At 64.2% G+C, this 22,386-nt stretch carries 23 protein-coding genes; 13 read left to right on the top strand and 10 right to left on the bottom strand.

Going from position 1 to position 22,386, the window contains the following annotated elements; all coding sequences use genetic code 11:
* Positions 1–28: 28 nt before the first annotated feature.
* Positions 29–796 carry an alpha/beta fold hydrolase gene (locus AC1DYW_RS14880; RefSeq protein WP_457152333.1) on the top strand — a complete coding sequence of 256 codons (768 nt, stop codon included), beginning with the start codon at positions 29–31 and terminating at the stop codon, positions 794–796.
* Positions 797–1,003: 207 nt separating this feature from the next.
* Here the strand turns inward: AC1DYW_RS14880 and AC1DYW_RS14875 are convergent, their stop codons facing one another.
* Both AC1DYW_RS14875 and AC1DYW_RS14870 read right to left on the bottom strand, forming a co-directional pair.
* The gene (locus AC1DYW_RS14875; RefSeq protein WP_477226720.1) at positions 1,004–2,350 is read right to left on the bottom strand and encodes a VpsF family polysaccharide biosynthesis protein; all 1,347 of its coding nucleotides are present in this window, start codon (positions 2,348–2,350) and stop codon (positions 1,004–1,006) included.
* Position 2,351: 1 nt separating this feature from the next.
* Positions 2,352–4,406: a GumC family protein gene (locus AC1DYW_RS14870; protein WP_477226719.1), complete on the bottom strand. Its 2,055-nt coding sequence runs from the start codon at positions 4,404–4,406 to the stop codon at positions 2,352–2,354.
* Between the two features lie 315 nt (positions 4,407–4,721).
* Here AC1DYW_RS14870 and AC1DYW_RS14865 point away from each other — a divergent pair, with 315 nt between their 5' ends.
* The 3 genes from AC1DYW_RS14865 to AC1DYW_RS14855 all read left to right on the top strand — a co-directional run bounded on the left by AC1DYW_RS14865 (position 4,722) and on the right by AC1DYW_RS14855 (position 7,838).
* The gene (locus tag AC1DYW_RS14865) at positions 4,722–6,221 is read left to right on the top strand and encodes a glucosamine inositolphosphorylceramide transferase family protein (protein ID WP_477226718.1); all 1,500 of its coding nucleotides are present in this window, start codon (positions 4,722–4,724) and stop codon (positions 6,219–6,221) included.
* A gap of 94 nt (positions 6,222–6,315) precedes the next feature.
* Entirely contained in the window at positions 6,316–7,536 is a 1,221-nt protein-coding gene (locus tag AC1DYW_RS14860) for an FAD-dependent oxidoreductase (RefSeq protein ID WP_477226717.1), read from the top strand.
* Positions 7,537–7,628: 92 nt separating this feature from the next.
* Positions 7,629–7,838: a hypothetical protein gene (locus tag AC1DYW_RS14855; RefSeq protein ID WP_457152328.1), complete on the top strand. Its 210-nt coding sequence runs from the start codon at positions 7,629–7,631 to the stop codon at positions 7,836–7,838.
* Between the two features lie 70 nt (positions 7,839–7,908).
* Here AC1DYW_RS14855 and AC1DYW_RS14850 read toward each other — a convergent pair whose 3' ends face one another.
* Entirely contained in the window at positions 7,909–8,988 is a 1,080-nt protein-coding gene (locus tag AC1DYW_RS14850; protein WP_477226716.1) for a LacI family DNA-binding transcriptional regulator, read from the bottom strand.
* Between the two features lie 191 nt (positions 8,989–9,179).
* On the opposite strand from AC1DYW_RS14850, the gene AC1DYW_RS14845 reads away from it, so the two are divergent.
* Complete coding sequence (locus AC1DYW_RS14845; RefSeq protein WP_457152326.1) at positions 9,180–10,211, top strand: hydroxyacid dehydrogenase; 1,032 nt, start codon at positions 9,180–9,182, stop codon at positions 10,209–10,211.
* 99 nt (positions 10,212–10,310) lie between these two features.
* On the opposite strand, the gene AC1DYW_RS14840 is transcribed toward AC1DYW_RS14845, so the two are convergent.
* Positions 10,311–10,526 carry a hypothetical protein gene (locus tag AC1DYW_RS14840; protein WP_457152325.1) on the bottom strand — a complete coding sequence of 72 codons (216 nt, stop codon included), beginning with the start codon at positions 10,524–10,526 and terminating at the stop codon, positions 10,311–10,313.
* A 431-nt stretch (positions 10,527–10,957) separates the two neighbouring features.
* Here AC1DYW_RS14840 and AC1DYW_RS14835 point away from each other — a divergent pair, with 431 nt between their 5' ends.
* Positions 10,958–11,683: a Crp/Fnr family transcriptional regulator gene (locus AC1DYW_RS14835; protein WP_477226715.1), complete on the top strand. Its 726-nt coding sequence runs from the start codon at positions 10,958–10,960 to the stop codon at positions 11,681–11,683.
* Here the strand turns inward: AC1DYW_RS14835 and AC1DYW_RS14830 are convergent, their stop codons facing one another.
* Positions 11,684–11,977 (bottom strand): hypothetical protein, encoded by a 294-nt coding sequence (locus tag AC1DYW_RS14830; RefSeq protein ID WP_477226714.1) that lies wholly within the window; start codon positions 11,975–11,977, stop codon positions 11,684–11,686.
* Between the two features lie 234 nt (positions 11,978–12,211).
* Here AC1DYW_RS14830 and AC1DYW_RS14825 point away from each other — a divergent pair, with 234 nt between their 5' ends.
* Together AC1DYW_RS14825 and AC1DYW_RS14820 are read left to right on the top strand one after the other, a co-directional pair.
* A complete protein-coding gene (locus AC1DYW_RS14825) occupies positions 12,212–12,952 on the top strand; it encodes an XRE family transcriptional regulator (RefSeq protein WP_477226713.1) in 741 nt (246 codons plus the stop codon).
* Positions 12,953–13,131: 179 nt separating this feature from the next.
* Positions 13,132–15,171 carry an acyltransferase family protein gene (locus tag AC1DYW_RS14820; RefSeq protein WP_477226712.1) on the top strand — a complete coding sequence of 680 codons (2,040 nt, stop codon included), beginning with the start codon at positions 13,132–13,134 and terminating at the stop codon, positions 15,169–15,171.
* Positions 15,172–15,445: 274 nt separating this feature from the next.
* On the opposite strand, the gene AC1DYW_RS14815 is transcribed toward AC1DYW_RS14820, so the two are convergent.
* Positions 15,446–16,195, bottom strand: a complete 750-nt coding sequence (locus AC1DYW_RS14815) for an SDR family NAD(P)-dependent oxidoreductase (protein WP_477226711.1) — start codon at positions 16,193–16,195, stop codon at positions 15,446–15,448.
* Between the two features lie 131 nt (positions 16,196–16,326).
* On the opposite strand from AC1DYW_RS14815, the gene AC1DYW_RS14810 reads away from it, so the two are divergent.
* Both AC1DYW_RS14810 and AC1DYW_RS14805 read left to right on the top strand, forming a co-directional pair.
* Positions 16,327–17,220 (top strand): LysR family transcriptional regulator, encoded by an 894-nt coding sequence (locus AC1DYW_RS14810; RefSeq protein ID WP_477226710.1) that lies wholly within the window; start codon positions 16,327–16,329, stop codon positions 17,218–17,220.
* A 115-nt stretch (positions 17,221–17,335) separates the two neighbouring features.
* Complete coding sequence (locus AC1DYW_RS14805; protein WP_477226709.1) at positions 17,336–17,647, top strand: hypothetical protein; 312 nt, start codon at positions 17,336–17,338, stop codon at positions 17,645–17,647.
* 50 nt (positions 17,648–17,697) lie between these two features.
* On the opposite strand, the gene AC1DYW_RS14800 is transcribed toward AC1DYW_RS14805, so the two are convergent.
* A complete protein-coding gene (locus AC1DYW_RS14800) occupies positions 17,698–18,300 on the bottom strand; it encodes a DUF6456 domain-containing protein (RefSeq protein WP_477226708.1) in 603 nt (200 codons plus the stop codon).
* Between the two features lie 245 nt (positions 18,301–18,545).
* On the opposite strand from AC1DYW_RS14800, the gene AC1DYW_RS14795 reads away from it, so the two are divergent.
* Together AC1DYW_RS14795 and AC1DYW_RS14790 are read left to right on the top strand one after the other, a co-directional pair.
* Entirely contained in the window at positions 18,546–18,824 is a 279-nt protein-coding gene (locus tag AC1DYW_RS14795; protein ID WP_477226707.1) for a DUF982 domain-containing protein, read from the top strand.
* Positions 18,825–18,947: 123 nt separating this feature from the next.
* Positions 18,948–19,256 (top strand): DUF982 domain-containing protein, encoded by a 309-nt coding sequence (locus tag AC1DYW_RS14790; RefSeq protein ID WP_457150586.1) that lies wholly within the window; start codon positions 18,948–18,950, stop codon positions 19,254–19,256.
* A gap of 118 nt (positions 19,257–19,374) precedes the next feature.
* Here AC1DYW_RS14790 and AC1DYW_RS14785 read toward each other — a convergent pair whose 3' ends face one another.
* The gene (locus AC1DYW_RS14785; protein ID WP_477226706.1) at positions 19,375–20,073 is read right to left on the bottom strand and encodes a GcrA cell cycle regulator; all 699 of its coding nucleotides are present in this window, start codon (positions 20,071–20,073) and stop codon (positions 19,375–19,377) included.
* Between the two features lie 609 nt (positions 20,074–20,682).
* On the opposite strand from AC1DYW_RS14785, the gene AC1DYW_RS14780 reads away from it, so the two are divergent.
* Entirely contained in the window at positions 20,683–21,387 is a 705-nt protein-coding gene (locus AC1DYW_RS14780; protein WP_095091188.1) for an XRE family transcriptional regulator, read from the top strand.
* A 78-nt stretch (positions 21,388–21,465) separates the two neighbouring features.
* Here AC1DYW_RS14780 and AC1DYW_RS14775 read toward each other — a convergent pair whose 3' ends face one another.
* Together AC1DYW_RS14775 and AC1DYW_RS14770 are read right to left on the bottom strand one after the other, a co-directional pair.
* Positions 21,466–21,768, bottom strand: coding sequence for a hypothetical protein (locus AC1DYW_RS14775; protein WP_477226705.1), 303 nt, complete (start codon positions 21,766–21,768; stop codon positions 21,466–21,468).
* Positions 21,769–21,936: 168 nt separating this feature from the next.
* Positions 21,937–22,110 carry a hypothetical protein gene (locus AC1DYW_RS14770; protein ID WP_477226704.1) on the bottom strand — a complete coding sequence of 58 codons (174 nt, stop codon included), beginning with the start codon at positions 22,108–22,110 and terminating at the stop codon, positions 21,937–21,939.
* Between the last annotated feature and the right edge of the window lie 276 nt (positions 22,111–22,386).

The following is a 22,386-nucleotide window of genomic DNA, read 5'->3' as shown; positions in this document are numbered from 1 at the left end:
ACCCCTTGAAACACCACAGGAGCCTCTCATGTCCACACTACGAAAGAACTTTGTCATTGCCCTCATGGTTGCCTTGAGTGGCACCATGGCTCGCGCTGATGCAAAGCCGGCCGCGAAAGATATCGTCATTGTCCACGGCGCCCTGGTGGATGGCTCAGGCTGGCGAGCCGTCTACGACATCCTGTCCAAGGATGGGTTCCATGTCACTGTCGTGCAGGAGCCACTCACGGGTCTCGCCGAGGACGTTGAGGCCACCAAGCGCGTCATTGATCAGCAGACGGGGCCCATCGTCCTGGTCGGTCACAGCTATGCCGGTTCGGTGATCACGGAGGCAGGCGCCGATCCGAAGGTCAGTGCGCTCGTCTATGTGGCCGCACTCCAGCCCGATGTAGGGGAAGCCAGCGGGCAGCTTCTGTCCAAGTTCGCCGCGCCAAGCGACGCCATGCGGGCCACCCCGGCCGCCACGGCCACCACGGGCAAGTATTTCTTCATGCAGCCGGCGCTGTTCGCTGCGACCTATGCCCAGGACGTCCCGGCAGCGGACGCTCAATTCCTGGCCGATTCACAGCAGCAGCTCGCGGAGAAAGCTCTGGGAGCGCCGGTCTCCGTTGCCGCATGGCGAACCAAGCCCAGCTTTGCGATCCTGACCACCAAGGATCATGTCGTGAGTCCAGAGCTTCAACGCTGGATGTATCAACGCTCGGGCGCGAAGGTGACTGAAGTGGCCGCAAGCCACGCTGTCTTCATCTCTCAGCCGGCTGCGGTCGCTCGCGTGATCGAGGCTGCCGCAAAGTAGACGAAATCGACCTAGGAACATTGAGCTCGTCGCCCGATCCGCCTTGGGGCGCACATACTATCAGCCGGCTGAAGTTCCCGGTCAGGCTCGACGTCCGCTTTCTCGCATTTGTCACCTGGAGCTGTCCGTCCGCTTCCGGCCCATCTCGGCCATTGGCGGCAGCCAGTTGACTGAGCGTTGTGAAACGGCTTTCCGCCCGCAATTGCATCAAGAAGATGTGGAGCGGTTCTGCAATTCCGCGAGAGGACGAACCCCGCCGACCGGCCTGATCACCGATCGCGCCGGCCGGTAAAGGGCAAGGCACAGCACCGCGACCTTGGTGAGCAGCGTGGTCTTGGAGGAGATGCTTTCCGAGGTGTTGAGAAGAATGAGCCAGCCCACCACCGGCAGCCAGACGCCAGGATGGCAGCGGCGCGCCACCTCATGCATGAACAGCCCGAAGCTGGACATCATCAAAAGGGTGAAGAAGGCGCCTTGGTAGACCGTCATGCGCACGAATGGGTTCTCGATACCCCATTCGAGGCCGTTGATCCGGCGCAGGCTCTCGACGAGATCGACACTAGGCCCGACAATCACATCGCGCAGTTCCAGATAGTTGAAGATCTCGAACATCTCGACGCGGGCATTGGCACTGCCGCCATCCGACACGAAGCGGCCAAGCAGCGCATCGAAAAAGCCCTGCGAGGCCAATACGGCGATGGCAACCGGCAGCAGCGCGGCCAGCATCATCGCCAATGCGGCGCCGAGCAGGTTGACGCGTCCCGTGCGCAATTTGCGAAAGCCGTGGAAGAGCAAATAGCTGCCGCCGAGGAGTATAGTCACTACCATCGCCGACCGGCCGCCGAACGCAACGAGCGCCGCGCATTGCAGGCCGATCATCGCCAGCCGCAGCGGAGCCGGCAGCGATCTTGAACCGCTCAAAAGGGCAAGCACGTAGACAGACGTCACCGTGGCATTGACCAGCGGATGCCCCTGCAGCGCGCTCGAACGCGGATCCGTGGCAAACACCTCGCCATCAAAACGATAGGGAAACACCAGTGTCTTGGTGGCGAATTCGACAAGGGCGAGCAGCCCATTGACCGTCATGACCGCATGAATGACGGTGGGCAGTCGGGCGAACGTCCATTCGTCATCCTCGCCCAGCATGAGCACCAGCAGCCCGGAAGCCACGAATGTGTCGATCATGCCGGCCATGCCTGGACGTTGCCGGACGATGACGACGACAAGGAGCACGACGGCGATGACGCTCATCAGTGCCGTGGCGGGGCGCCTGTCAGCGACATGGACGCAATAGCCGACTGGATTGCCGAACGTGCACGAACGCCAGGCAAACAGCAGAATGATGAGATAGGTGGAGGGATGTATCTTGGTCGCCGCGCTGCCTGACAGGCCGTCGTAATTGTAGCCCAGCAGCCACAGCATGCCGCCCGAGACGGCGAACAGCACCAGCACGGCTGCGATCAGTCCAAACTGGGTCACCGCATCGACGGAGGTGCCGGCGCGGGGCGCGGCAGCGCCGAAATTCGAGGCTGTTCCGCTCCAGCCGGAGGTCATGTTAGGCCACCTCGTCGACCAGCAATGCGCCTGTCGGCAACCGCCCCATGACGGAAATCGCCTGCATCGTCGCCGTCACATCGCGCATCGGCGTGGCGTTCAGCCTGGCGACGAGCACGATCTCGTCGACCATGGCGACAAGCGGCGAGGCATTGAGATTCTCGGCGAGCGCGCCGCCATCGACGACAACGAGTTCGAAACTCCGGCTCGCCTGCGCCAGCATATGCTGCGCGAAGTAGACGCCGTGCGCTTCCTGAAATATCGCCTTCGGCCGGCCCCTGCCCAGAAGGGCGACGTTGCTGCCCGGGGCGTAACGGCTGACGGCTTCAAACGCATATTCGCCGCGCAGCACATCTAGTATCCCGGGCTGCGGGTCCTTCTGGCCGTTGCTGGTGTTGGTATCGACGAACAGGACCCGGCTGCCCCTGGCCGCCGCGGCGTTGGCGAGCAGCCGTGCGATCCTGTTGCGTTGCTGGCCGTCTTCCGGCGGCGACGTCACCAGGATCGACGGCACCAGCGGCCAATCCGGAGGACGCCGGCCCGAACTGAACATGCGCCGGAGCGCAAGGCCGACGACGGCGTCGGTCTTCTGGCTGGTCGCGACGGCCGGGCTGGTGCCGAAAGGCCACCAGCGCCGTCCCGCCTTCGCTCCCGCCGGCAGGATGCCAAGCACGGGGGCATCGATCGTGAATTGCATCTGGGCGCTGGAAAGCACCGTCGGCGAGGAGTATTCCGCAATCAGCGCCAGGCCGGTGCCCAGCCCCAATCCGCCGAACACGGCGCCAAACAAAAGCAGCCCCAGTGGCGGCCAGCTTTTTTTCTGGGCGGGCATGGCGTCCGAAATGACGCGAGCATTGGTGCTGTCGACGTTGATCTGCTCGCGCGTTTCCTGTGCCCGCTGCAGGTAGGTTGCGTAGACGGAACGCACCGCCTCGAGATCGCGCTGCAATTCACGCAGCCGCACCGATGCCTGGTCGGTGTCGAGCGATTTGTTCTTGAGGCTGGCGACTTTCGTTTCCAGCGCCTGCTGGTTGGCAACCGCCCGCTCGTAATCGGTCTCGGTGGCCGTCTGGATCCGGCCGAGTTCGCGCGCGATCAGCTGCCGCGTGTCACGCAGTTGCTGCAGCGCGGCAATCATCGACGGATGTCGCGGCCCCAGTTCAGTGCCAAGCTGCGAGACCTGGTCGACAAGTGTTGCTTCCTGCGACCGCAGGCTCGAAATCACCGACGAGCGCATCGCTTCCGAGGTTGCATCGGCTGTGCCGCTCTGCTTACGCATCTGGTCGACCTGCGCCTTCAGCGTCGCGGTGCGGCTTTGCGCCGCCGAAAGCTGCGTGTTGAGCTCGGTCAGTTCTTGGTCGCTGACCAGATTGCCCGCCGCCATCACCATGTTGTTGGCGGACTTGTAGGCCTCGACGGCATTCTCGGCCTGCTGAACGCGCTTGCGCTGTTCGTCCAGCCGCGCGGTGATCGCCTTCGACGCATCGGTGGCGGCTTGCGCGCGCGCGCTCGCCTGGTCGGCCAGATAGGCTTGCGCGATGGCGTTGGCCAGAAGTGCCGCCTTGTCGGGGCTCTTGGCGGTGACGATCACATCGATGACCAGGACCTTGTCCGCCCGCTTCACCGCCAGGCGCCGGCGCAGGGCGTCGAGCGTTGCCACCGTCCTGTCGGTCGCGGCCGAACCGGAACCGAGGGCGCGCGACAGCATGCCCTGCCCGTTGAATTCCGGATCCTCGGTCAGTTTGGTCGCCGCGATCGCCCGCTGCAGCACGCCCGTCGACTGGACGACGCTGACCTGGCTTTCAACCTGCGTGATGCCGCCATCGGGCGCCAGCCCGCTCGGATTGATATCGTTGGTGACCACTTGCAGGTCTTGCGGATCGATGATGATTTCCGCCACAGAGCTGTACAGCGGGGGTGTGAGGAGGCCGTAGAGCAGGGTCGCGAGCGTCAGCAGCACGGTCGTGCCGATGATCCAGAGACGGCGGCGCACCAAAATGCGCTTCAGATCGCCAAGCTCGACGGTCGAGGGTGCGTATGATCCCGCTGATTCCACCGATCCTGCTTCCGGAAAGTATTGCTGAGGCACCATGGGCAGAGATGATAGCATAGCTGCCTCCTACAATACTCCATTTGCCTGCAAGACCAAATCGCGGGCATGAACCTAGCTATTACTCCAATTGTTAAAACATTATTAATTATGTTTGGAACCCGCATGAATTTTGGCACGGAGTTTGCTTAGGTAGACGTACTGGGGTGTTGACACCGCGCAGCTGAACGAGAGACGGACGAAAATGGGGCAACACTTCAACCGGGCCGACACCAGTGTCCCATGTTCTGACGTCGGGCACGAAAATTCCAGGTGTTCAACATGCGGCTAAGCCTGCGCCTGGACGGCGATTGCGTCCGTGGCTTCCATGTCCTACTCGCTCAACGCCTGGCCGCACTCGCGAATGTCGAGCTGTCCGTCGATGCCCGGCCGGCTGGCGGCGGTATCCCGCGCAGCGCCGAGGCCTTGTTCCAACTTGAAACAGCAATCCATGGCCTGCCCCGCGATGGGCTGGCAAAGCGCGTGCCGCGCTCGGCGCTCGCCCGCTACGGCGCGCCGCCTGCTTCGGTCGATCTGGTCGTCGACCTCTGCGGTGACATTCAGCTCGAAGGCCCACGGATCTGGCACGTCACCTATGGCGGCGCCAGCGGCGAAGCGGCCCTGCTCGCCTTGATCCTCGCCGGCCAGACGCCACTCGCCCGCGTCGAGGAAAACGGGGCTGCGATTGCCGCCGGGCGTCTGGGAACCGAATATGGCGGTATCGCGCTGGCGTCCTTCCAGGACATGCTGGCGCGTACGGCAAGTCTGATCGTCGCTGCGATGTCAGGCGCAGCGTCGGCCGTGCCGGTTCTGCCCGAGCCGGCGCAGGCCGGTGCCCCGCCGCCGATGCCCTCGGCTTCCAAGCTTGGCGTCAGGGCGGCAAAGGCGCTGGCGCGGCGGATCGTCCAGAAGATCTACCATCTTTGCTACAACGCGCCGCACTGGAAGGTCGGCTGGCGCCAAACCAAGGGCCGGGATCTGTACGACCTGCGCGCCCATCCGGGATCGGGCTGGCAGGTGCTGCCGGACGATGGCAGCCGCTTCTACGCTGATCCGTTCCCGATCCTGTATCAGGGTCAGCTGACCCTGTTCGTCGAGGACTATATCCACCGGCTCGGCAAGGCCATCATCTCGGCTGTGCCGTTCGGTCCGGCCGGCCCGCTTGGCCGCCCTGAGCCGGTGCTGGAACTGCCCTACCATCTCTCCTACCCCTTCGTCTTCGAGCGCGACGGCGAGGTCTGGATGGTTCCGGAAAGCTGCGCCAACGGCACGGTCGATCTTTACCGGGCGACTGCCTTTCCCGGCGGCTGGGTCAAGGAGGCGACGCTGTTGTCCGGCGTCGTTGCCAGCGACGCCACCCTGGTCGAGCACGGCGGCAGCTGGTGGATGTTCGCCACGGTCCGGGACGGTGGAGGCGCCTTCTCCGACACGCTGCATCTGTGGTCGGCGCCGGATTTTCGCGGCCCCTGGACGCCGCACCCGAACAATCCCGTGCTGATCGACATCGCCTCGGCGCGGCCGGCCGGCCGCATGGTGAAACGAGGCGATCAGTTGCTGCGCCCGGTGCAGGACTGTCGCAGGAGCTATGGCGCGGCTCTCGGCATCGCACGCATCTCTCACCTCGATTTGATCGGCATGGAGCAGGTTGTTGAGACGATCTTAAATCCAGGTGCGCTATGGGATGGGCGCAAGCTCCACACGCTCAACGAGGCGGGTGGTTTCGAGTTCATCGACGGCTCGGCGATTGCACCGCGCTGGAAGCAACGAGGCGGGCGGTATTAACCTAAACATTGGTTACTACCAGTCGCGCCTGCAAGTTGCTTGAGGTTGATTTGGGTCCGGACGTATTTTCCACCACAGATTGCAGAGCGGAAAGATGACCAGCAGAAAGGGCGGCGAAATGAGTATCGCAGAGGCTGGCCCAGCCGAAGTCGATGTGGCGATTGTCGGCGCCGGGCTGGCCGGAACCACCTTGGCAACGGTGCTTGGAAAAGCCGGGCGCAAGGTGGCGTTGATCGAGCCGCACCGCGTCCATCACGACGAGTTCAGGGCTGAGAAGATCGGCACGAAGCAGATGAAGCAGTTCGAGAGACTGGGCCTCGACGCGACGCTTCTGCCTCTCGTCACCCCGATGGACGAGGTCCACGTCTTTCGCCTCGGACAATTGTTCGCGCGTGAGATGCATCGCGAGTTTGGATTTTCCTATGGCGCGCTGATCAACGGCCTGCGGGACGCGCTGCCGCCGCAAGTTCCGTTGACGGTGGGCAAGGTCGCCGAGATCACCACCGGACCGGACAAGCAGCGGCTTGTGCTCGCCGACGGCTCCGTCATCGACGCGCGGCTTCTGGTGGTGGCCACCGGCTACAGTGAAGCGGTGCGGCGCGCCATCGGCGTTAACCGCATAGAAGAATCCAAGGCATTTTCGCTGTCGATCGGCTTCGATCTCGCCATCGCGCCGCGTGACTTCGCCTATCAGTCCGTCACCTGCTACGCCAAACGGGCCGGGGACCGTGTCGCCTACATCAGCGTCTTTCCGATCGGCAACAAGATGCGGGCGAACATGTTCGTCTACCGGCTGGTGGCCGAGCCGTGGACAAGGGCGTTTCGCCAGGACCCGCAAAAGATGCTTTGCGAGCTGATGCCCGAAATATCAGCGCAATGCGGGAACTTCGAGATGGCAGGCCCTGTCGAGGTCAGGCAGATCAATCTGACCACGACGCAAGGCCATCGCCGCGATGGTGTCGTCTTCATCGGCGACGCCTTCTGGACCACATGCCCGACACCGGGCGTCGGCATCGAGCGGGTGATGACCGATGTCGATCGGCTCCATTCGGTTCACATTCCGCGCTGGCTCGAAACTCCAGGCATGGCGGCGGACAAGATCTGCGCGTTCTATGACGACCCGGTCAAAATCGCCTCCGATGAGAACGGCATGCGGGTGAGCTACTATGCCAAGGAGATCACCACCGGCACAGGGCTGGAATGGCGCATCCGCCGCCTGCGCAACAACACTGCGCGCCAGCTGATGATCGTCGGCCGCAAGATACGGCATTTGGGCCTGCGGCGGGCAAATGCCGTCGCCGGCGAAGCGTCATAGAACACCCCGCCCGCATCACCCCGGCCTTGCATGCTTCGCGCGCGTACGCGCAGGAGGCGGGAACGATATCGCCCGTCAGGTGTTAGAAACTTATGACAAACACCATGGAACCCCACGGTCACGGGATGGTGGCCGATATTTTGGCCTTGGAAGTTGCCAATGCCAGGCAGCGCATCAACCGGACCGAGCTCGCGATTCAACGCACAGAAGAAATGCTGGCCGAGAACATCGCGCTGCAACGGCGTCTGGTCGAGGCCGCGGAGCGCCTAGTGAAGATTTCCGGTGCAACGGCGCCGCTGTAGCCGGTAGCGGCGATCGCCTTCCATGCAGGCCGCCAGGGCCAGGTGCAGCGCAACTGCCTGCCAACACTGGCTATTGTCGGTTTCCTCCCCGGGAACGCAGGCTGTTGTCTGGCGAGCCAACGGATTCCCGTATGAAAACCTGGCAAGGCTCGAGCCGTGCTCTCGGCGGCCCCTCCCCGCCTTCAATCCTGGCAAACAGTGCGTCCATGGCGTGGCCGGCGATCTGGCGCACCGGCTGCACCACGGCGGCGATGGCCGGCCATGTTACCTGCATCCACTCTGCGTCGTCGAAGCCGACCAGCGAAATGTCGTTGGGGCAATGCCAGCCACGCCGGCGGAACTCGGACAGCGCCACCAGCGTGCCCTTGAGGAACAGCGAATAGACGGCACTCGGACGTTGGCCCCCGCCCCCACCTTCGCCTTGATCGAAATAGTCGCGCAATTGCGCCCGCAGCGGTTCGACATCGCTCTCGGCAAGCACGACGTCGATGCGCACATCCGGCGCCAGCGCCAACGCGGTGCCGCGAAAGCCGTCGAGGCGGGCGTGCATCGTGGCTGCCTGTTCGCCAAGGCCGACAACCAGGATATGGCGGTGGCCCTTGCCGATCAGTTCGCGCGCCACCTCGGCACTGGCCGCCGCACTGTCAGCCGACACGGTGTCGAAGGCGTCGTCCGACAGCACTCGGTCGATCAGCACGCCGGTCATGCCGTTGGCCTTCATGAACCCGGCCGCCGGGCCGTGCTCGTTGCGCACCGGCGCCAGCACGACGCCGGCCACCCTCCAGTCATGCATGCGTTCGAGGATTTCTTTTTCGCGCACCTCTGATTCACGGCTCGATGCGGCCACCAGCGTATAGCCGCGCTGCTCGGCCAGGCTTTCGAGCTGGGTGACCATCTGGCCAAAAAACTCGCTCTCGAACTCGGGCATGATGGCACCGATGATGCGGCGCTTGGCCCGCCGCATGTCGGAGGCCAGCGGATCGACGCGGTAGCCCAAAAGCTCGACGGCATCGAAGACACGCTGGGCATTCTCGGGCTTCACCGTGGTGACGCCGGCCATGACCTTGGAGACGGTGGCTGCCGACACGCCGGCATGGCTTGCCACGTCGTGGATCGACGGACGCCGCCGCTGGCCCTGCCTATGCGCCATTGGTCCTCCTCACGAGGCGCGGACGTCAGCATTTTTCGTCCGCCACCAATCGGGTAAATCGATTTTTCGCGATTGTAAATCGTTTAATCGGAGGTATTTTGTCTCCGTGCGTGTCGCAAAAGTGTGCAACGGGATAACGACATGTGCAAACTAAAAATGTGCGATGAGGTTCGCGCCCGGAGGAGATTGCCATGTCAGACAGCACCTTGCCGCTGGTCATCAGCGCGCCGGAACCGCGCACGCTCGACCTCATCTTCACGCCCCCGCAGTTGGCACGCTTTCGGAAAACATACCGTATCGTCGAGGCGACGCCCGATGGCGTCGCAAAATTGCCGGCCGATGTGCTGGCCGAAGCCCGCTACATCGTCGGCCAGCCGCCGATCGCGCCTGAAACGCTGGACAAGATGAAGGCACTGCGCTGCGTCTTCAACGTCGAGACCAACCTGATCAACAATATGCCCTACGAGACGCTGTTTGCGCGCGGCATCCATGTCGTCACCACCGGACTGGTCTTCGCCGAGCCGGTGGCCGAGCTTGGCCTTGCCATGGCGCTCAACCTTGCCCGCGACATCGTCGACGCCGACCTCGCCTTTCGCCAGGGCAAGGAGCTGTGGGGCGGCGACGGCAACCGGACAGCCAGGTTGCTGTCGGGGGCCGATGTCGGCATCGTCGGTTTCGGCGATCTCGGCCGCGCGCTAAACCGGCTGCTGTCGGGCTTCCGCACCCGCACAAAAGTATTCGATCCCTGGCTGCCGCCGTCGATCCTGATCGACAACGGCGTCGAGCCGGCCTCGCTCGACGAGGTGCTGTCGCAGAGCGACTTCGTCTTCGTTGTCGCTTCGGTGACCAGCGAGAACCAGGGATTTCTCGGCGCCGATGCCTTTGCCAGCATGCGCGAGGGCGCGGCCTTCATCCTGCTCAGCCGCGCCGGTGTCGTCGATTTTCCCGCCCTGATGGCGGCGGTGAAAAGTGGCCACATCGTCGCCGCCAGTGATGTCTTTCCGGAAGAACCGCTGGCGCAAAGCCATCCGGTTCGTGCCCTGCCCGGTTTCCTGCGCTCGGCACACCGCGCCGGCGCGCTCGACATCGCGTTCAAGCGCATGGGCGACATGGTGCTGGAGGACATGGACCTGATCGACCGCGGCCTGCCGCCGCTACGCTCCAAGCGGGCCGAGCGAGAAACAGTGTCAAGGATGCGTTCGAAGCCGGTGGACAAGAACTGAAGCTGTCCGGGTTGGCGCGCTATTCGATCCGGAACGATCCCGGCCCTCTGGCCTCGCAACTCGATGCCCGGGTGTCCTAGGACATGACCCGGGCTTCGGTCACTGGCGGGTCCGCCTGAAACTCTCAAGCAACTCGGTTTCATTGCTGCAGCCATTCTCGAACAGCGAGAACACCGTGGCTGCGAGCCGCTGCACGTCCGGCTCCGATGACTTCGGGTCAAGTTTGCGATCGGAGCAGACCTGATCGAAGACGCGTTGGCACAGTTTCAGATCGGAAGGATAGAAGCCGGGATGGCGCTTGTTGAGGCTCGACATGAGAAGCCCTCTCTCTTGGAGCAGCGGCCACTTGCCTGACGGTGTCCGCGCCGCCAACCGTAAAAATCGTACACTTTCCCGCCTGCAGAATAAAGACGCGAGTCATCAGCCACGCCTCGAAGGGATGACCAGACGTGACATGGCGCCTTTGTCGTTAGCCGGCGGATTTTATCGACCGTCGCTGTGATCCGGCATTCTCAAGGGATATGTCGGTTTTGTACCAAGACGTGTTTGGTACGTTTCCGACACTAACGTTCAGGCCGAACTTTGCGTATGCGAACATTGGTGGGGGTCGCCGTGCATCGAATTTCATACCGCATTCCTGGGTTTTTTCCTTCAAACTCCCTATATACGGGCGATCGTCGGCACGTTGATACGGGGCGCGGACGGCTGGGAGATGGGATGGCTCTTGCCCTGCATTGGGCCGCGCCATGACCGATCCTGAAAAAAACCACCAATACCGAAACCAACTATTGCGGCGCATGCCGGCGGATGACTTGGCGCTGCTCGAGCCCCATATGCAGCGCTGTGACCTGCCTTTGCGCCAGATACTGGTGAGCCCCAATATTCCAATCGAGGCCGTCTACTTCATCGAACGGGGCATCGGTTCGGTGGTCGCCAGCACGACCAGCGGCCACGAGGCCGAAGTGGGCTTCATCGGCTTCGAAGGCATGACGGGATCTTCGCTGGTGATGGGCGACGACCGTGCGGTCCATGCCTGCTATGTACAGCTCGAGGGCGAGGCCATACGCATCGAAGCCGGCCCCTTTAACGCAGCACTTGCAGCAAGTGCGACCTTGCGGATGTTCCTGCTGCGCTTTGTCAACGCGCTTCAGACCCAGGCCGGTTGCACCGCACTCGTCAACGCAAGGCTGAAGCTCGAGGAGCGGCTGGCGCGGTGGCTGCTCATGTGCGACGACCGGGTGCCTGGCGAAACCTTGGCCATCACGCACGAATTCCTGGCCATCATGCTTGGCGTTCGGCGGCCAGGCGTCACCGTTGCCCTCCAGTTGCTGGAAGGGCGAGCGCTGATCCGATCGCGACGCGGCGAGATCGTCATACGCGACCGCGCCGGATTGGAAGAACTCGCCAATGGCAGTTACGGCGAAGCCGAGGCCGAATATGTCAGGCTGGTCGGCGAGATCGATGCCGACTGATCAAGGGCGCCGCGCCGCCGGCTTGCCCGATGATGTCACCTTGCCGGGCCGTGTCGCACCGACTTCATAGTCGTCCACCGCGCTGTTCCGGCCAATCGGTTCATCTCTGCCAATTGGCAACCCGGCATGCTCCAGGCTTGCGAGCTTGCATTTCGTCTGTTCGGCCGCCGCTCCGATAAGGCAATCGATGGTGAACATGGCGCCGGCGTGATCGCTCGCGGCCACCGCCTGGCGTATCTTGCTCAATTGCGCTTGCGTATAGTCCAGAAGCTCGACCAGGCCGGTGTGATCCAAACCGCCCTCCATCACAGGATGTCGAGTGGCCGATCCAGGTCGCTCTTGGCACTGGATTACGCCCATTTGGCTGGCTTGCATAGCCAAACTGTCAAAACCGTACAGTCTTCGTGTCACCGGACCGGCCGCGCTATTGGCCCAAAGTCCCTCTTCGCGAAACCGTCACCGCATGCGAGTTTGGCAAAATATAAGTTATCGCTTGAATAAGCATCCGTACGTCGCGGGGGCGATGTCGTGCCAATTCGCGAGAATCTCGCCGCCAATCTCAGGCGGCTGGTCCAACGCCACGCTTCCGTGAGTGCGGTGTGCCGTGAGCTTGGCATCAACCGCACCCAGTTCGAGCGCTATCTGCAAGGCCAGGCCATTCCGAACAAAGCCACCGCCAGGCTGATCTGTGGCTTCTTCAAGATCGACGAGAACGATCTTTATCGCGAGTCCGCTGCCGCGGCAGCCACCGACAGCCACGCATCGCTGCGCCAGAGACTGTATGAGACCATGGTGCATCCCCCCTCGCCGGCCATCGCCGGTGGCACCTATTTCACCTATTTTTCGGTTCCCGGCCGCCCCGACCTTTTGACGCGCTCGATCACCTTCGTGCAGCGTGAGACCGAGTTGGTCACCTTCAGGCGCGTGACGCGGTGGGCTCCAGACGACAGCCAGGGCGCAGCGCGGGCGCCCGACAACCACTACGGCGTGGTGATCTCGCGCCTGAACTGGATCTATTTCAGCGGCATCAACAGCCGCCCGACCGGCGAGCCGTCGATCATGGCCGTGCAATGGGCCCCCATCTCGGAGCCGGTTCTGGTCGGCAGGGCCATTGTCCTGACGGGATCAGGGCCAGCCTTCGTTTCGGTCATCATGCGGCGGGACGTCGCCAGGATCAGCCTGAGACAGGCAATGCGGATGGCCCACGTCGTCGGCCTCGATGACCCCGGCTTCGATCCTCTGGTGGCAAGCCTCGCGCGCGAGGCTTGATGCACCAAATCCGGTGCAGCTGACGGCTCGGCGCGGCGGGTGGGAGAGGACCTCCCTTTTCTTGCCATGTTGCACTGCGAAAGATTTGTTGCATTGCGATGTCAACCTGCCCGGCCGACACTTGCGACGGGCTGGGACAAGCGGTGGGCCAAGAGGCGGGCTTGCACGAAGGAGCCGTCTTGGCAACATCGTTCCGGCCGGACATACAGGGATTGCGCGCGCTCGCCGTCGGCGGCGTCGTGGCCTATCATTTCGGGCTCTCCGCCCTGCCCGGCGGCTTTGCCGGCGTCGACATCTTCTTCGTCATCTCCGGCTGGCTGATCACCACCCACCTCACGCAGGAGATCGGCGACACCGGCAGGCTCGACCTCTGGCGCTTCTATGCCAGGCGCGCGCGGCGCCTTTTGCCGGCGGCACTGTTCGTCATCCTGGCGACGCTTGCGGCCGGCTATTTCATCCTGTCGCCGCAGGAGCAGGCGCTTTATTCGCGCGGCGCCATGTTCGCCTCCGCCTACGCCATCAATCTGTGGCTGCTGCGCTGGTCGTTCGACTATTTCGCCACGGATGCCACCAGCAATCCCTTCATCCACTTCTGGTCGCTGTCCGTGGAGGAGCAGTTCTACCTGGCCTGGCCGGCGCTGCTTCTGCTGGCAGCCTGGCTGCGTCCCGGCCGGCGAACGGCCGTGGCCGTGATCGGCGTCGCCGGCCTCGCCTCCTTCGTCGCTTGCGCCTGGCTGACCAGCGCGGCACCGGCATGGGCCTTCTATTTTTCGCCGTTGCGTGCCTGGGAGTTCGCCGCCGGCGGCCTGGCGACGCTGGTCCCAGTGACGTTCCTGCTGCACCGTCCGCAGCTGCGCGCTGCCCTTGGCTGGCTCGGCCTGGCGCTGATTTCGGCGGCCTATCTGTGGCTGAGCGAGGACCTGCCCTTTCCCGGCTACCTGGCGCTGCTACCGGTTGCCGGCACGGTGCTGGTGCTGTTGGGCGGGGCCGGCGAGGAGCAGGCCGGCATGCTGGCCACGGGGCGAACCAATGGTCAAGCCTACAGCCCGGTCGCCGCTCTGTCGCTGCCGCCCCTGCAATGGATCGGCGCGCTCTCCTATTCGCTCTATCTCTGGCACTGGCCGGTGATCGTCTATGCGCAGATGCTGGTGCCGGATCTCAGCGCGCCGCAGCGCCTCGGTTGCGGCGCGCTGGCCTTGGCGCTGTCGGTGTTCACCTATCACCTGATCGAGAACCCCGGACGGCGCGCCGGCTGGCTGACGGCAAGCGCCAAGGCTCCTTGTTTCAGCGCAATTCCGGACGCAAAACCGCGTCTCACTTTTCCTGCAATTGCGCTGGCTCCGGCGCTGGCGCTGACCGGCGCCGGCGTGGCGGTCGCCTTTGCCAACGCGCATCTGGCCCAGCGCAACATCGACCCTGAGCAGCGCGGCATCGAGCAGGCGGCCGAACAACCCTCCATCGCGCGCGCCGTCGACAAGAGCTGCCTGCTCGACTTCCACACGGTGACGCCCAAGCCCTGCACGTTCGGCGCCACCGATGCCGCCCACACCATCGTGCTGTTCGGCGATTCCCATGCCGACCACTGGTCGACGCCGCTGATCGAAGCGGCCAGGCGCAACGATACTAAGGTGGTCACCTATCTCAAATCATCGTGCCGCGCCTCGCGGCTCTCGACCTTCAACACCGTGCTGAAACGCGACTACACCGAATGCGACGCCTGGCGCGAGCAGGCGATATCGGACATCATCGCCCGCAAGCCGCGGCTGGTGGTGATCTCGGAATTCTCCATCGGCAATCTGACGCGCGACATGCCCGCCGCCAGCCGCACCGCCGAGACCGCGCGCTGGCAGGCCGGCCTGCGCTCGACCTTGCAGGCGTTCAGCCGGGCCGGCGTCGAGGCCGCGGTGATCCGCGACACGCCGATCAACACCAGCTTCGCCGATTCCTGCGTGGCGCGCGCGCTGTGGTGGCGCGAGGCGCCGTCGCCGCACTGCGACACGCCAAGGACCGAGGCCGCCAATGACGGCGCGGCCGCCACCGAGCGCGCCGTCGTGACAAGCGTGCCCGACACGCTCTATGTCGACCTCACCGACCATTTCTGCGGCCGCACCTCTTGCCACGTCTTCATCGGCGGCAAGCTGGCCTTCCGCGACCGCCACCACCTCGCCACCGCCTTCGCCGAGACGCTGGAGCGGCCGCTGGAGAAGGCGTTGTTTTAAGTGATGGTGGCGCGGGTCGCCTTTCTGTGAGGCCGGTGCTGCCCCTCATCCGTCTGCCGGCACCTTCTCCCCGTGTAGTGACGGGGAGAAGGGAAATCGCCGCAACCTTCGTTCTTCGTTCTCACCGCTGACGATTGGCGAAACCATACACAACAGCGTCCTTCTCCCCGTCACTATACGGGGAGAAGTGCCCGGCAGGGCGATGAGGGGCAGCGCCACGGAAGACAGTCAGGTGCACCTTCAGCAACCTCATCCTTCCGATCTAGTCGCGCCCCTATCGCCACCCACCCGACGCCGCAATCCGCTCTCCCGTCAGCCAACCGGCCTCTTCGGACGCCAGAAACACCGCCACCCGCGCAATGTCGTCGGGCTGGCCGAAGCGGCCGAGCGGGGTGACCGCCACCAGCGCCTCCTCGTGTTCGCTACCGACAATGCCGACACGCTGCAGCCCTTCGGTGTCGACACCGCCTGGCGCGATCGCGTTGACGCGGATGTGGCGGGCGCCAAGCTCGCGCGACATCGACAGCGTGATCGAATCCACCGCCGCCTTGGTGGCGGCATAGACCAACGAATTGGGCTGCGGATTGACACTGGCGACAGAGCTGATGTTGATGATGCTGCCGCCGGCCGGCCCGAAATGCCTCACCGCTTCCTGGATGGTCAGCACGACGCCCAGCACATTGGTGTCGAATTCGCGGTGGAACTCGGCCTCCGTCACCGCCTCCAGCGGCTCGAACTGGAACACGCCGGCATTGTTGACCAGGATGTCGACGCCGCCGAACGAGGACTTTGCCGCTTCGAACAGGCCGCGCACGTCAGCCGCTTGCGCGACATCGCCCTTCACCGCCACCGCCCGGCCGCCGGCATCCGCGATGGCGGTGACGACGCGCTCGGCCCCTTCCCGCGATGAGGCATAGTTGACCACGACAGCCGCGCCCGCCGCCGCCAGCCCCTTGGCGATGGCTGCTCCTATGCCCTTTGATGCGCCGGTGACGATGGCGACCTTGCCGTTCAGACTGCTCATCCATTCTCTCCTTGATCCTGACGATGAGCGGTATTTAAGTGCGCATAAAAAGCGTATTAGCCTGACCTCATGCCATTCTTTCTTGCCTGGAATTCCGCAATCAGCCCTTCTCGACATGGGACGATGCCGCCATGACCACAATCCTCGAAAAGACCGCCGGCCTCGTCGCCTTCGTGCGCACGGTGGATGCCGGTTCGTTCCAGGCCGCCAGCCGGCTGATCGGCTCCAGCCCGTCGGCCGTGTCGAAGAGCGTGGCCAAGCTGGAGCGGCGGCTCGGCGCAAAGCTCATCCAGCGCTCGACGCGCAGGCTGGGGCTGACCAGCGAAGGCCTCGCCTATTACGAGCGGGTGGCGCCGCTGCTGCGGGCGCTCGACGATGCGCAGGACATCGTGCAGAGCACCGGTACGGCGCGCGGCCTGCTGCGTGTCACCGCCCCGGTCGAACTCGGCCGCGGCCTCATTGCCTCATGGGTGCAGCTGTTTCTGGCAGAGCAACCGGAAGTGAAGCTGGAACTCAGCGTCACAGACCGTCACGCCGACCTGATCCGCGAGAACTATGACGTGGCGGTGCGCATGGGCACGCTGGCCGATGCCGGGCTCACGGCGCGGCGCATCGCCAGCCTGCCGATCGTGCTGGTGGCCGCCCCCGCCTATCTCCAGCGTCGAGGCTTGCCAGCCTCGATCGCCGATCTGCGACACCACGATTTCGTCCGCTATGTCTCGGCAGGTCGCCCTCGGGCCATCACTTTCGCCGACGGCACCAAAATCGTGCCCGACGGCCGCTTCGACACCGACGACGGCGGCGCCATCCGCAACGCGGCACTTTCCGGCGCCGGCATCGCCCACCTCCTGCAAGTCGCCGTGCAAGACGACATCGACACCGCCCGACTCATGCGCGTCCTGCCAGATGTGCCGATGCCAACCATGCCGGTCCACATCGTACACGCCTTCGGCCGGCAACTGCCGGTGCGGGCAAGGCTGTTCGTGGAGTTTTTGGCAAAGCAAATGGGGAGGTTGGGAAGGTGAAATGTCTGCCGGGCACGGCCCCGGTGCCCGCATTGCTCATCACATCTTTAAGAATCTGTGGAACGGGGCCGCGCCTCGGGGATTATATTAGGCTAACCTTGAAAAGGAGGTAGCCATGAAGAAGCTCCTGCTTGCTTCGGTTATCGCCATTGCTTCGGCGGCGGCGATGATCGCTCCCGCGAATGCCGGTAGTCGCATCACGATCGGCATCGGCGGCTATGCCGACGACTATTACGGCAACGGTTATTACAATGGTTATGGTGACTACGGCGATCGCTACGCCTATCGCCGCTACTACCAGGACGAGTCCTACGACAACGGCTACAGGCCGCGTTACTACCACCGGTACCACCGTTGTCACATCGAACTGGTCAAGCACTGGCGCCATCACCACAGGATCATCGAGGAAATCCGCGTCTGCGGATGACCTGATCTTGTGAGAACTGATCCGGCCGGCATTGCCGGTCGGGTCGCCGGTCACCCTGCCCTTCTCCCCATCATCATCCCATAGTGCACCGCCAGCAGGTCCAGGCCGACCTTCAACAGCTTCGTCACCACATCCCGCCCCTCGCCGGTCTGCTCGGCCAGGCTCTTGATCGAGCCGCTGGCGCAGCAGACTTTCTGCACCACGGCGGCCACTTCCCAGTGGCAGAGCGCCTTGGTGGCGGCGGCGTGAGCGCGGCCCGCGTCGAGCACGCTGTCGGCGATGCCGCCGCCGTGCCGACCGCCGTCGACCCGCTCGCTCCAGCGCATCGGTTTCACGCTTGCCTGCTGGCTGCAGCGGAAATCCTCGCGATAGCGCAAGCCGGCCTCGCGCTGCTGGCGCGACAGCGAGGTGATGCCCAGCAGCGGATCCACATTGCGCACCCGCACGATGCCGCCGGTGGAGGTGTAGCCGTCATTCGACACCTCGTAGACGCGGCTTGCTTCCAGCGTGCCGGCGGCCAGCCGCGTGCGGCCGAAGCCATCGTCCTTCAGCGCGAAATCATGGCCGATCTCGCGGCGGATGCGCACCTGCTCGGCCTCGCCCTTCGGCAGTTTTGGCGCCTGCGGTCTTGCGGCTCTGGTTCTCGTGCTCACGGGAGACTCCTGGTTGGAATTGGGTTCTTGGACTGGGCCGTGCAGAACCTGTGTTCTGACGCGCCACCCCTCGCGGCGAGCAGCTCGCGGTTGGCGCGGCGTTTTGCACAGCTAGATGCGGAGCTGCGCTCTGGAGGGGCAAAACCGCGCCTTGCCGAGACCGCGGCCATATCCGCGTCCGGACTAATGGAACCAGCGCGAACTTTCGACGTTATGTCGCGTCCATACCAACGGGAGGTTTGCGTATGACAGCTTTCATGCCGGTTACGCTGCGCTTTTGCGACAGCAGAACCATGTTGGTCGGCTCGGTGGCCGAGGCCGCCGACGCGCTCAGGCAGCAATGGCCAGACAAGACAGCACCAGGCTATGTCGAGGCGGCCAGGCTCGTCGCCTTGGCGGTAGACGGCACTTGCAGCCAGCGCATCGCCTTCGACGCCCTCACCAGGGCGGCTGGCCAACAGAATATATTGGTGGCCAGGCCAAGAAGCCGCGCCCATGCCTGGCTGGACGCCGTGGTCCCGTGAGAGTTGTGAGGTTGGTGGGCCGGGCCGGGCCGAAAATGTGATGCAACCGCCAGCCAGCGTGGCGCGTTGACAAGAGCGGGGTTTCCAGCCCCGCGCAGAGTGAAGGTGAACGCCGTGGGTACGATGAAGACCGGAGTGCCGCTCAAGGTGCGGATCGACGGGCAGATCGAAGAGATCGACTGCGTCAACGACGCCGCCGACTTCCTGCAGCGCTGGCCGCTCGAGCGGCGCGGCCATGTCTACCGCAGCGCCCTCAACGCCTGCAGCGCTGCCATCGCCGCGCAGATTTCCGAATCCGACGCCATGAAAGTGTTCACCGGCTTTGCCAGGGTTGCCGACATCCTGGAGGCCGAAGGCGGACCGGCCATGACGCTCGAGACCAGGACCGTGCAAAGCCGCATGCCCAAGCAAGGCCGGCAGATACCGAAATAGGGCGACGAGGTTTCTTTCTCCTCGTTCACGGGGAGAAATGCCCGGCACGGCTATGAGGGGCAGCACCAGCGCTTCGGTGGGATGCTTGAAGATCATATCTGTTTTCAATCCCGCCACCTCAGCGCCGCCCCTCATCCGCCTGCCGGCACCTTCTTCCCGTAAACGGGGGGAAGGAATACTCAGCCGCCTGCGCCTCAAAAACGCGGCGGCGAAAGCGGGCCTGGTGGTAGGGGCAATAGCTTTTCAGCGCCTTGGTGCGCATGCCGCAGCACAGCATGTCTGCGCCAGGCCGGCTGCCCGGCGCATCGTTTTCAGGATCTTCTTCCAGCGTCAGGTCCAGCGGCGCGCGGCAGCGGCCGAACAGGCAGTCGATGAAACGCATCGCCACGCCATGCGGCTGGCGGCCGAGGGCCGCACGAGGCGGCACCGGCATCTCCAGGCGATAGGCTTCGCCATCGGCGACCAGCACGCCCACTTCGCGCACCGACAGGGGTTGCGGCAAGCGCTTCGGCCGGACCGGCGTGCCGGCGATGCCGGTGGCAAGCGCGACGTCGATCGTGTCGAACACCTTGGCGATGGCCCCGCCCGTTCCGTCCGCCCGCTTGCTCGCCTTGCGTTTGCGGGCCGGCAGCCGCTTGCCATTGGCAAAGCCGATCGCACTCAGCATGGCGTTGCGGTGCACGATGCCGATGATGGCGTTGCGCGACACGCGCGCGCCGCGCAGCACAGTGAAAGCCGCCGCGATCTTCGAGGCGGAAAGCCCGTCCTTCAGCCAGCCGGCGATCACTTGCAATTCGGCGTCGGTATAGCTTGCCATCCCAAGGCTCCTTCCAAAGTTCTGCCTTCGGCCGAGCGCCGTCGGGCAAGCGTCAGGGCTGGGCCCGGTTGCCTGGGCCGCAGTCAGGGTTGTCTGTTCGGAGGGCCGGCTGGCGCCGGCTTTAGCCTCAGCGGGAGCGGGCTCGCCGCCTGGCCGGTTCAGCGAGGCGCGAAAGCCGCGCCTCGGCCGTTTTTCTGTCGGAGGCGGAAACCGCCCTGCCCGCCAGCGGATCGAACAGGATGACGGTGCCATCCTGCGTGCGGATGCATGACCGGTCAGCTGGACCGTCAGAATCCTGGCCAGCGCCATCTCGATCGAATTGGGGGCCGGAGCCGCTGGGAGCGGCGGCTCCGGCCGTTCCGGTCGCCGGTGACGGGCGGACCGGATCCGAGGCCGATGCAATCAGGCAAGGCGCCTCGGGCTTCGCCCTGGCCGGGGAGGACGGCCAGGACGGAAGGCTGGCGGTGGTGACCGCCGGGTGCGCCTCATGCGAGGCCGGCGCCACGGCGCCATCGAATCTGGACAGGTTTTGCATGTCCGTATATAAGCATAACTCAAAAAAATATGCAAGCCATTCTTTCATAGACGAGAGCCACTTTCATCGCTCACATGCGCGCCATGGCAAAAACGCAACTGTCAATCAAGGTCGGGGCGGCGATCCGCCAGGCGCGCAAGCAGCGCGGCTTGGTCATGCGCCACATTGCCGAGCACAACGACACCGATGTCGCCGCCGTCGGCAATTGGGAAACCGGCCGCAACCTGCCCAAGACCGAGAACCTGTTGAAGACCGCCGCCTTCCTGCGCGTCGACCCGGTGGCGTTGGGCAAGGGCGAGGTCGTCTTCCTCGACGATGCCGGCCCGGTCGCCGACGTGGAGATCGTCACCGATGCTGGCGCACCGCCCGCCGGACCGATGGATATCCCGGTGTTGGGCGCCGCCGTCGGCGGCGATGACGGCGACTTCACCTTGAACGGCGAGCCGGCCGGCTATGTCCAGCGTCCGCCCGGCATCCGCAACCTCCCCAAGGTGTTTGCGCTGCACGTGCTGTCCGATTCCATGGTGCCGCGCTACGAACCCGGCGACATGATCTACTGCGGCGGCCGTGAGGCGGTGCCCGGCGACCATGTCGTGATCGAGACCTTTCCCGAAGAAAACGAGCGCAACGGCAAGGCATTCATCAAGAAGCTGGTCAAGCGCACCACCGCCGAGCTTGTGGTCGAGCAGTACAATCCGCCGAAGACGCTGACCTTCAACCGCTACGCCATAAAACAGGTCTGGCGCGTCATCCCGCTCAAGGAACTGCTGGGGTATTAGGGGCTTTTTTCCTTCTCCCTTCCGGGAGAAGGAGCCACCGTCGGCGCCCACCCTCCCTCACCCATCACGGCCAGCGCATCAAGCCCGCCTCGCTCCCTCGAGCGGCGCCTCGCGGTCGTTCAGCATCCGGGCTTCGCTGCGCACGCGCTGGCGCTCGTCGATGAACGCCGCCTGGATCGAAATGGCCACGCCCGGCAGCCCGTCGGCGCGGCAGGCCGAGCAGACGATGCGGCCTGAAAGGGCGGCCAGCGGCGTATTCCCCGACACCCCGAACCGCTTCAGCTGATCGGGCCGCCACCATCTGTTGCGGCCGCAATCGGCGCACTCGACCGATATCGAGGCGACATGCGCGATTACTGCTTCCTTGCCTGGCAATGCCATCGCCCCTGCCTCGTCTTTTGTTCCTGATTTGTTCCCATAATCCTGTGTTTTGGGCCGCGAGTCGAGTCGCCCATCTCAAAGATTCCCAAAAGTTTTTCTTCTACATTTATTTGAGTTATGCTTATATCAACTCACAAATGTGAGTCGGGGCGCGCACCGCCCGCCGCATCATATCCGGGAGTGACGATGGACGCCCTTGCCGCCGATTTCGCCCGCGCCTGCGGTTACACCGGCGACAGCCCTGCTCTGCTCGAAGCTTTCGACGCGATCCGCCGCAACGGCATCGAGCGCGCCCGCCAGGATCATGTCAGGCGCAAGGCCGTCATCGATGCACTGAAACATTCGCAGGCGCTGTTCCTGGCGGCGATCGGTCCGGCGCTGTCGGCGCAAGAAGCCATCGAGGATGCCCCGCCCGCTTCATCGCCTTCTGGCGCAACATGCCGCGCTGGCGCCAGGAGCGGCGCCTGCCCGACCTCATCAGAGCCAGACAGCAGCGCCTGGTGGCACGCTACTTCCGCCGTTACGGTCACCGGCTCTGGGCGTTGGAAGCGGCCTGACGAGCAGGCATCCAATAGCTTGCCTCCCTATCCGTCCAGCACCCTCATCCGTCTCGGCGCT

The organism is Mesorhizobium sp. P2_D5 (genome assembly GCF_056404355.1).
This window is presented reverse-complemented; position numbering and strand designations above follow the sequence as displayed.

Coding starts and splice junctions, on each gene's coding strand:
- AC1DYW_RS14805 (WP_477226709.1), top strand. CDS start 17,336: ATGAAGAAGCTCCTGCTTGCTTCGGTTATCGCCATTGCTTCGGCGGCG.
- AC1DYW_RS14875 (WP_477226720.1), bottom strand. CDS start 2,350: ATGACCTCCGGCTGGAGCGGAACAGCCTCGAATTTCGGCGCTGCCGCG.
- AC1DYW_RS14790 (WP_457150586.1), top strand. CDS start 18,948: ATGAAGACCGGAGTGCCGCTCAAGGTGCGGATCGACGGGCAGATCGAA.
- AC1DYW_RS14855 (WP_457152328.1), top strand. CDS start 7,629: ATGACAAACACCATGGAACCCCACGGTCACGGGATGGTGGCCGATATT.
- AC1DYW_RS14840 (WP_457152325.1), bottom strand. CDS start 10,526: ATGTCGAGCCTCAACAAGCGCCATCCCGGCTTCTATCCTTCCGATCTG.
- AC1DYW_RS14785 (WP_477226706.1), bottom strand. CDS start 20,073: ATGGCAAGCTATACCGACGCCGAATTGCAAGTGATCGCCGGCTGGCTG.
- AC1DYW_RS14835 (WP_477226715.1), top strand. CDS start 10,958: ATGACCGATCCTGAAAAAAACCACCAATACCGAAACCAACTATTGCGG.
- AC1DYW_RS14810 (WP_477226710.1), top strand. CDS start 16,327: ATGACCACAATCCTCGAAAAGACCGCCGGCCTCGTCGCCTTCGTGCGC.
- AC1DYW_RS14795 (WP_477226707.1), top strand. CDS start 18,546: ATGACAGCTTTCATGCCGGTTACGCTGCGCTTTTGCGACAGCAGAACC.
- AC1DYW_RS14860 (WP_477226717.1), top strand. CDS start 6,316: ATGACCAGCAGAAAGGGCGGCGAAATGAGTATCGCAGAGGCTGGCCCA.
- AC1DYW_RS14780 (WP_095091188.1), top strand. CDS start 20,683: ATGCGCGCCATGGCAAAAACGCAACTGTCAATCAAGGTCGGGGCGGCG.
- AC1DYW_RS14775 (WP_477226705.1), bottom strand. CDS start 21,768: ATGGCATTGCCAGGCAAGGAAGCAGTAATCGCGCATGTCGCCTCGATA.
- AC1DYW_RS14850 (WP_477226716.1), bottom strand. CDS start 8,988: ATGGCGCATAGGCAGGGCCAGCGGCGGCGTCCGTCGATCCACGACGTG.
- AC1DYW_RS14815 (WP_477226711.1), bottom strand. CDS start 16,195: ATGAGCAGTCTGAACGGCAAGGTCGCCATCGTCACCGGCGCATCAAAG.
- AC1DYW_RS14865 (WP_477226718.1), top strand. CDS start 4,722: ATGCGGCTAAGCCTGCGCCTGGACGGCGATTGCGTCCGTGGCTTCCAT.
- AC1DYW_RS14845 (WP_457152326.1), top strand. CDS start 9,180: ATGTCAGACAGCACCTTGCCGCTGGTCATCAGCGCGCCGGAACCGCGC.
- AC1DYW_RS14770 (WP_477226704.1), bottom strand. CDS start 22,110: ATGTTTCAGTGCATCGATGACGGCCTTGCGCCTGACATGATCCTGGCG.
- AC1DYW_RS14880 (WP_457152333.1), top strand. CDS start 29: ATGTCCACACTACGAAAGAACTTTGTCATTGCCCTCATGGTTGCCTTG.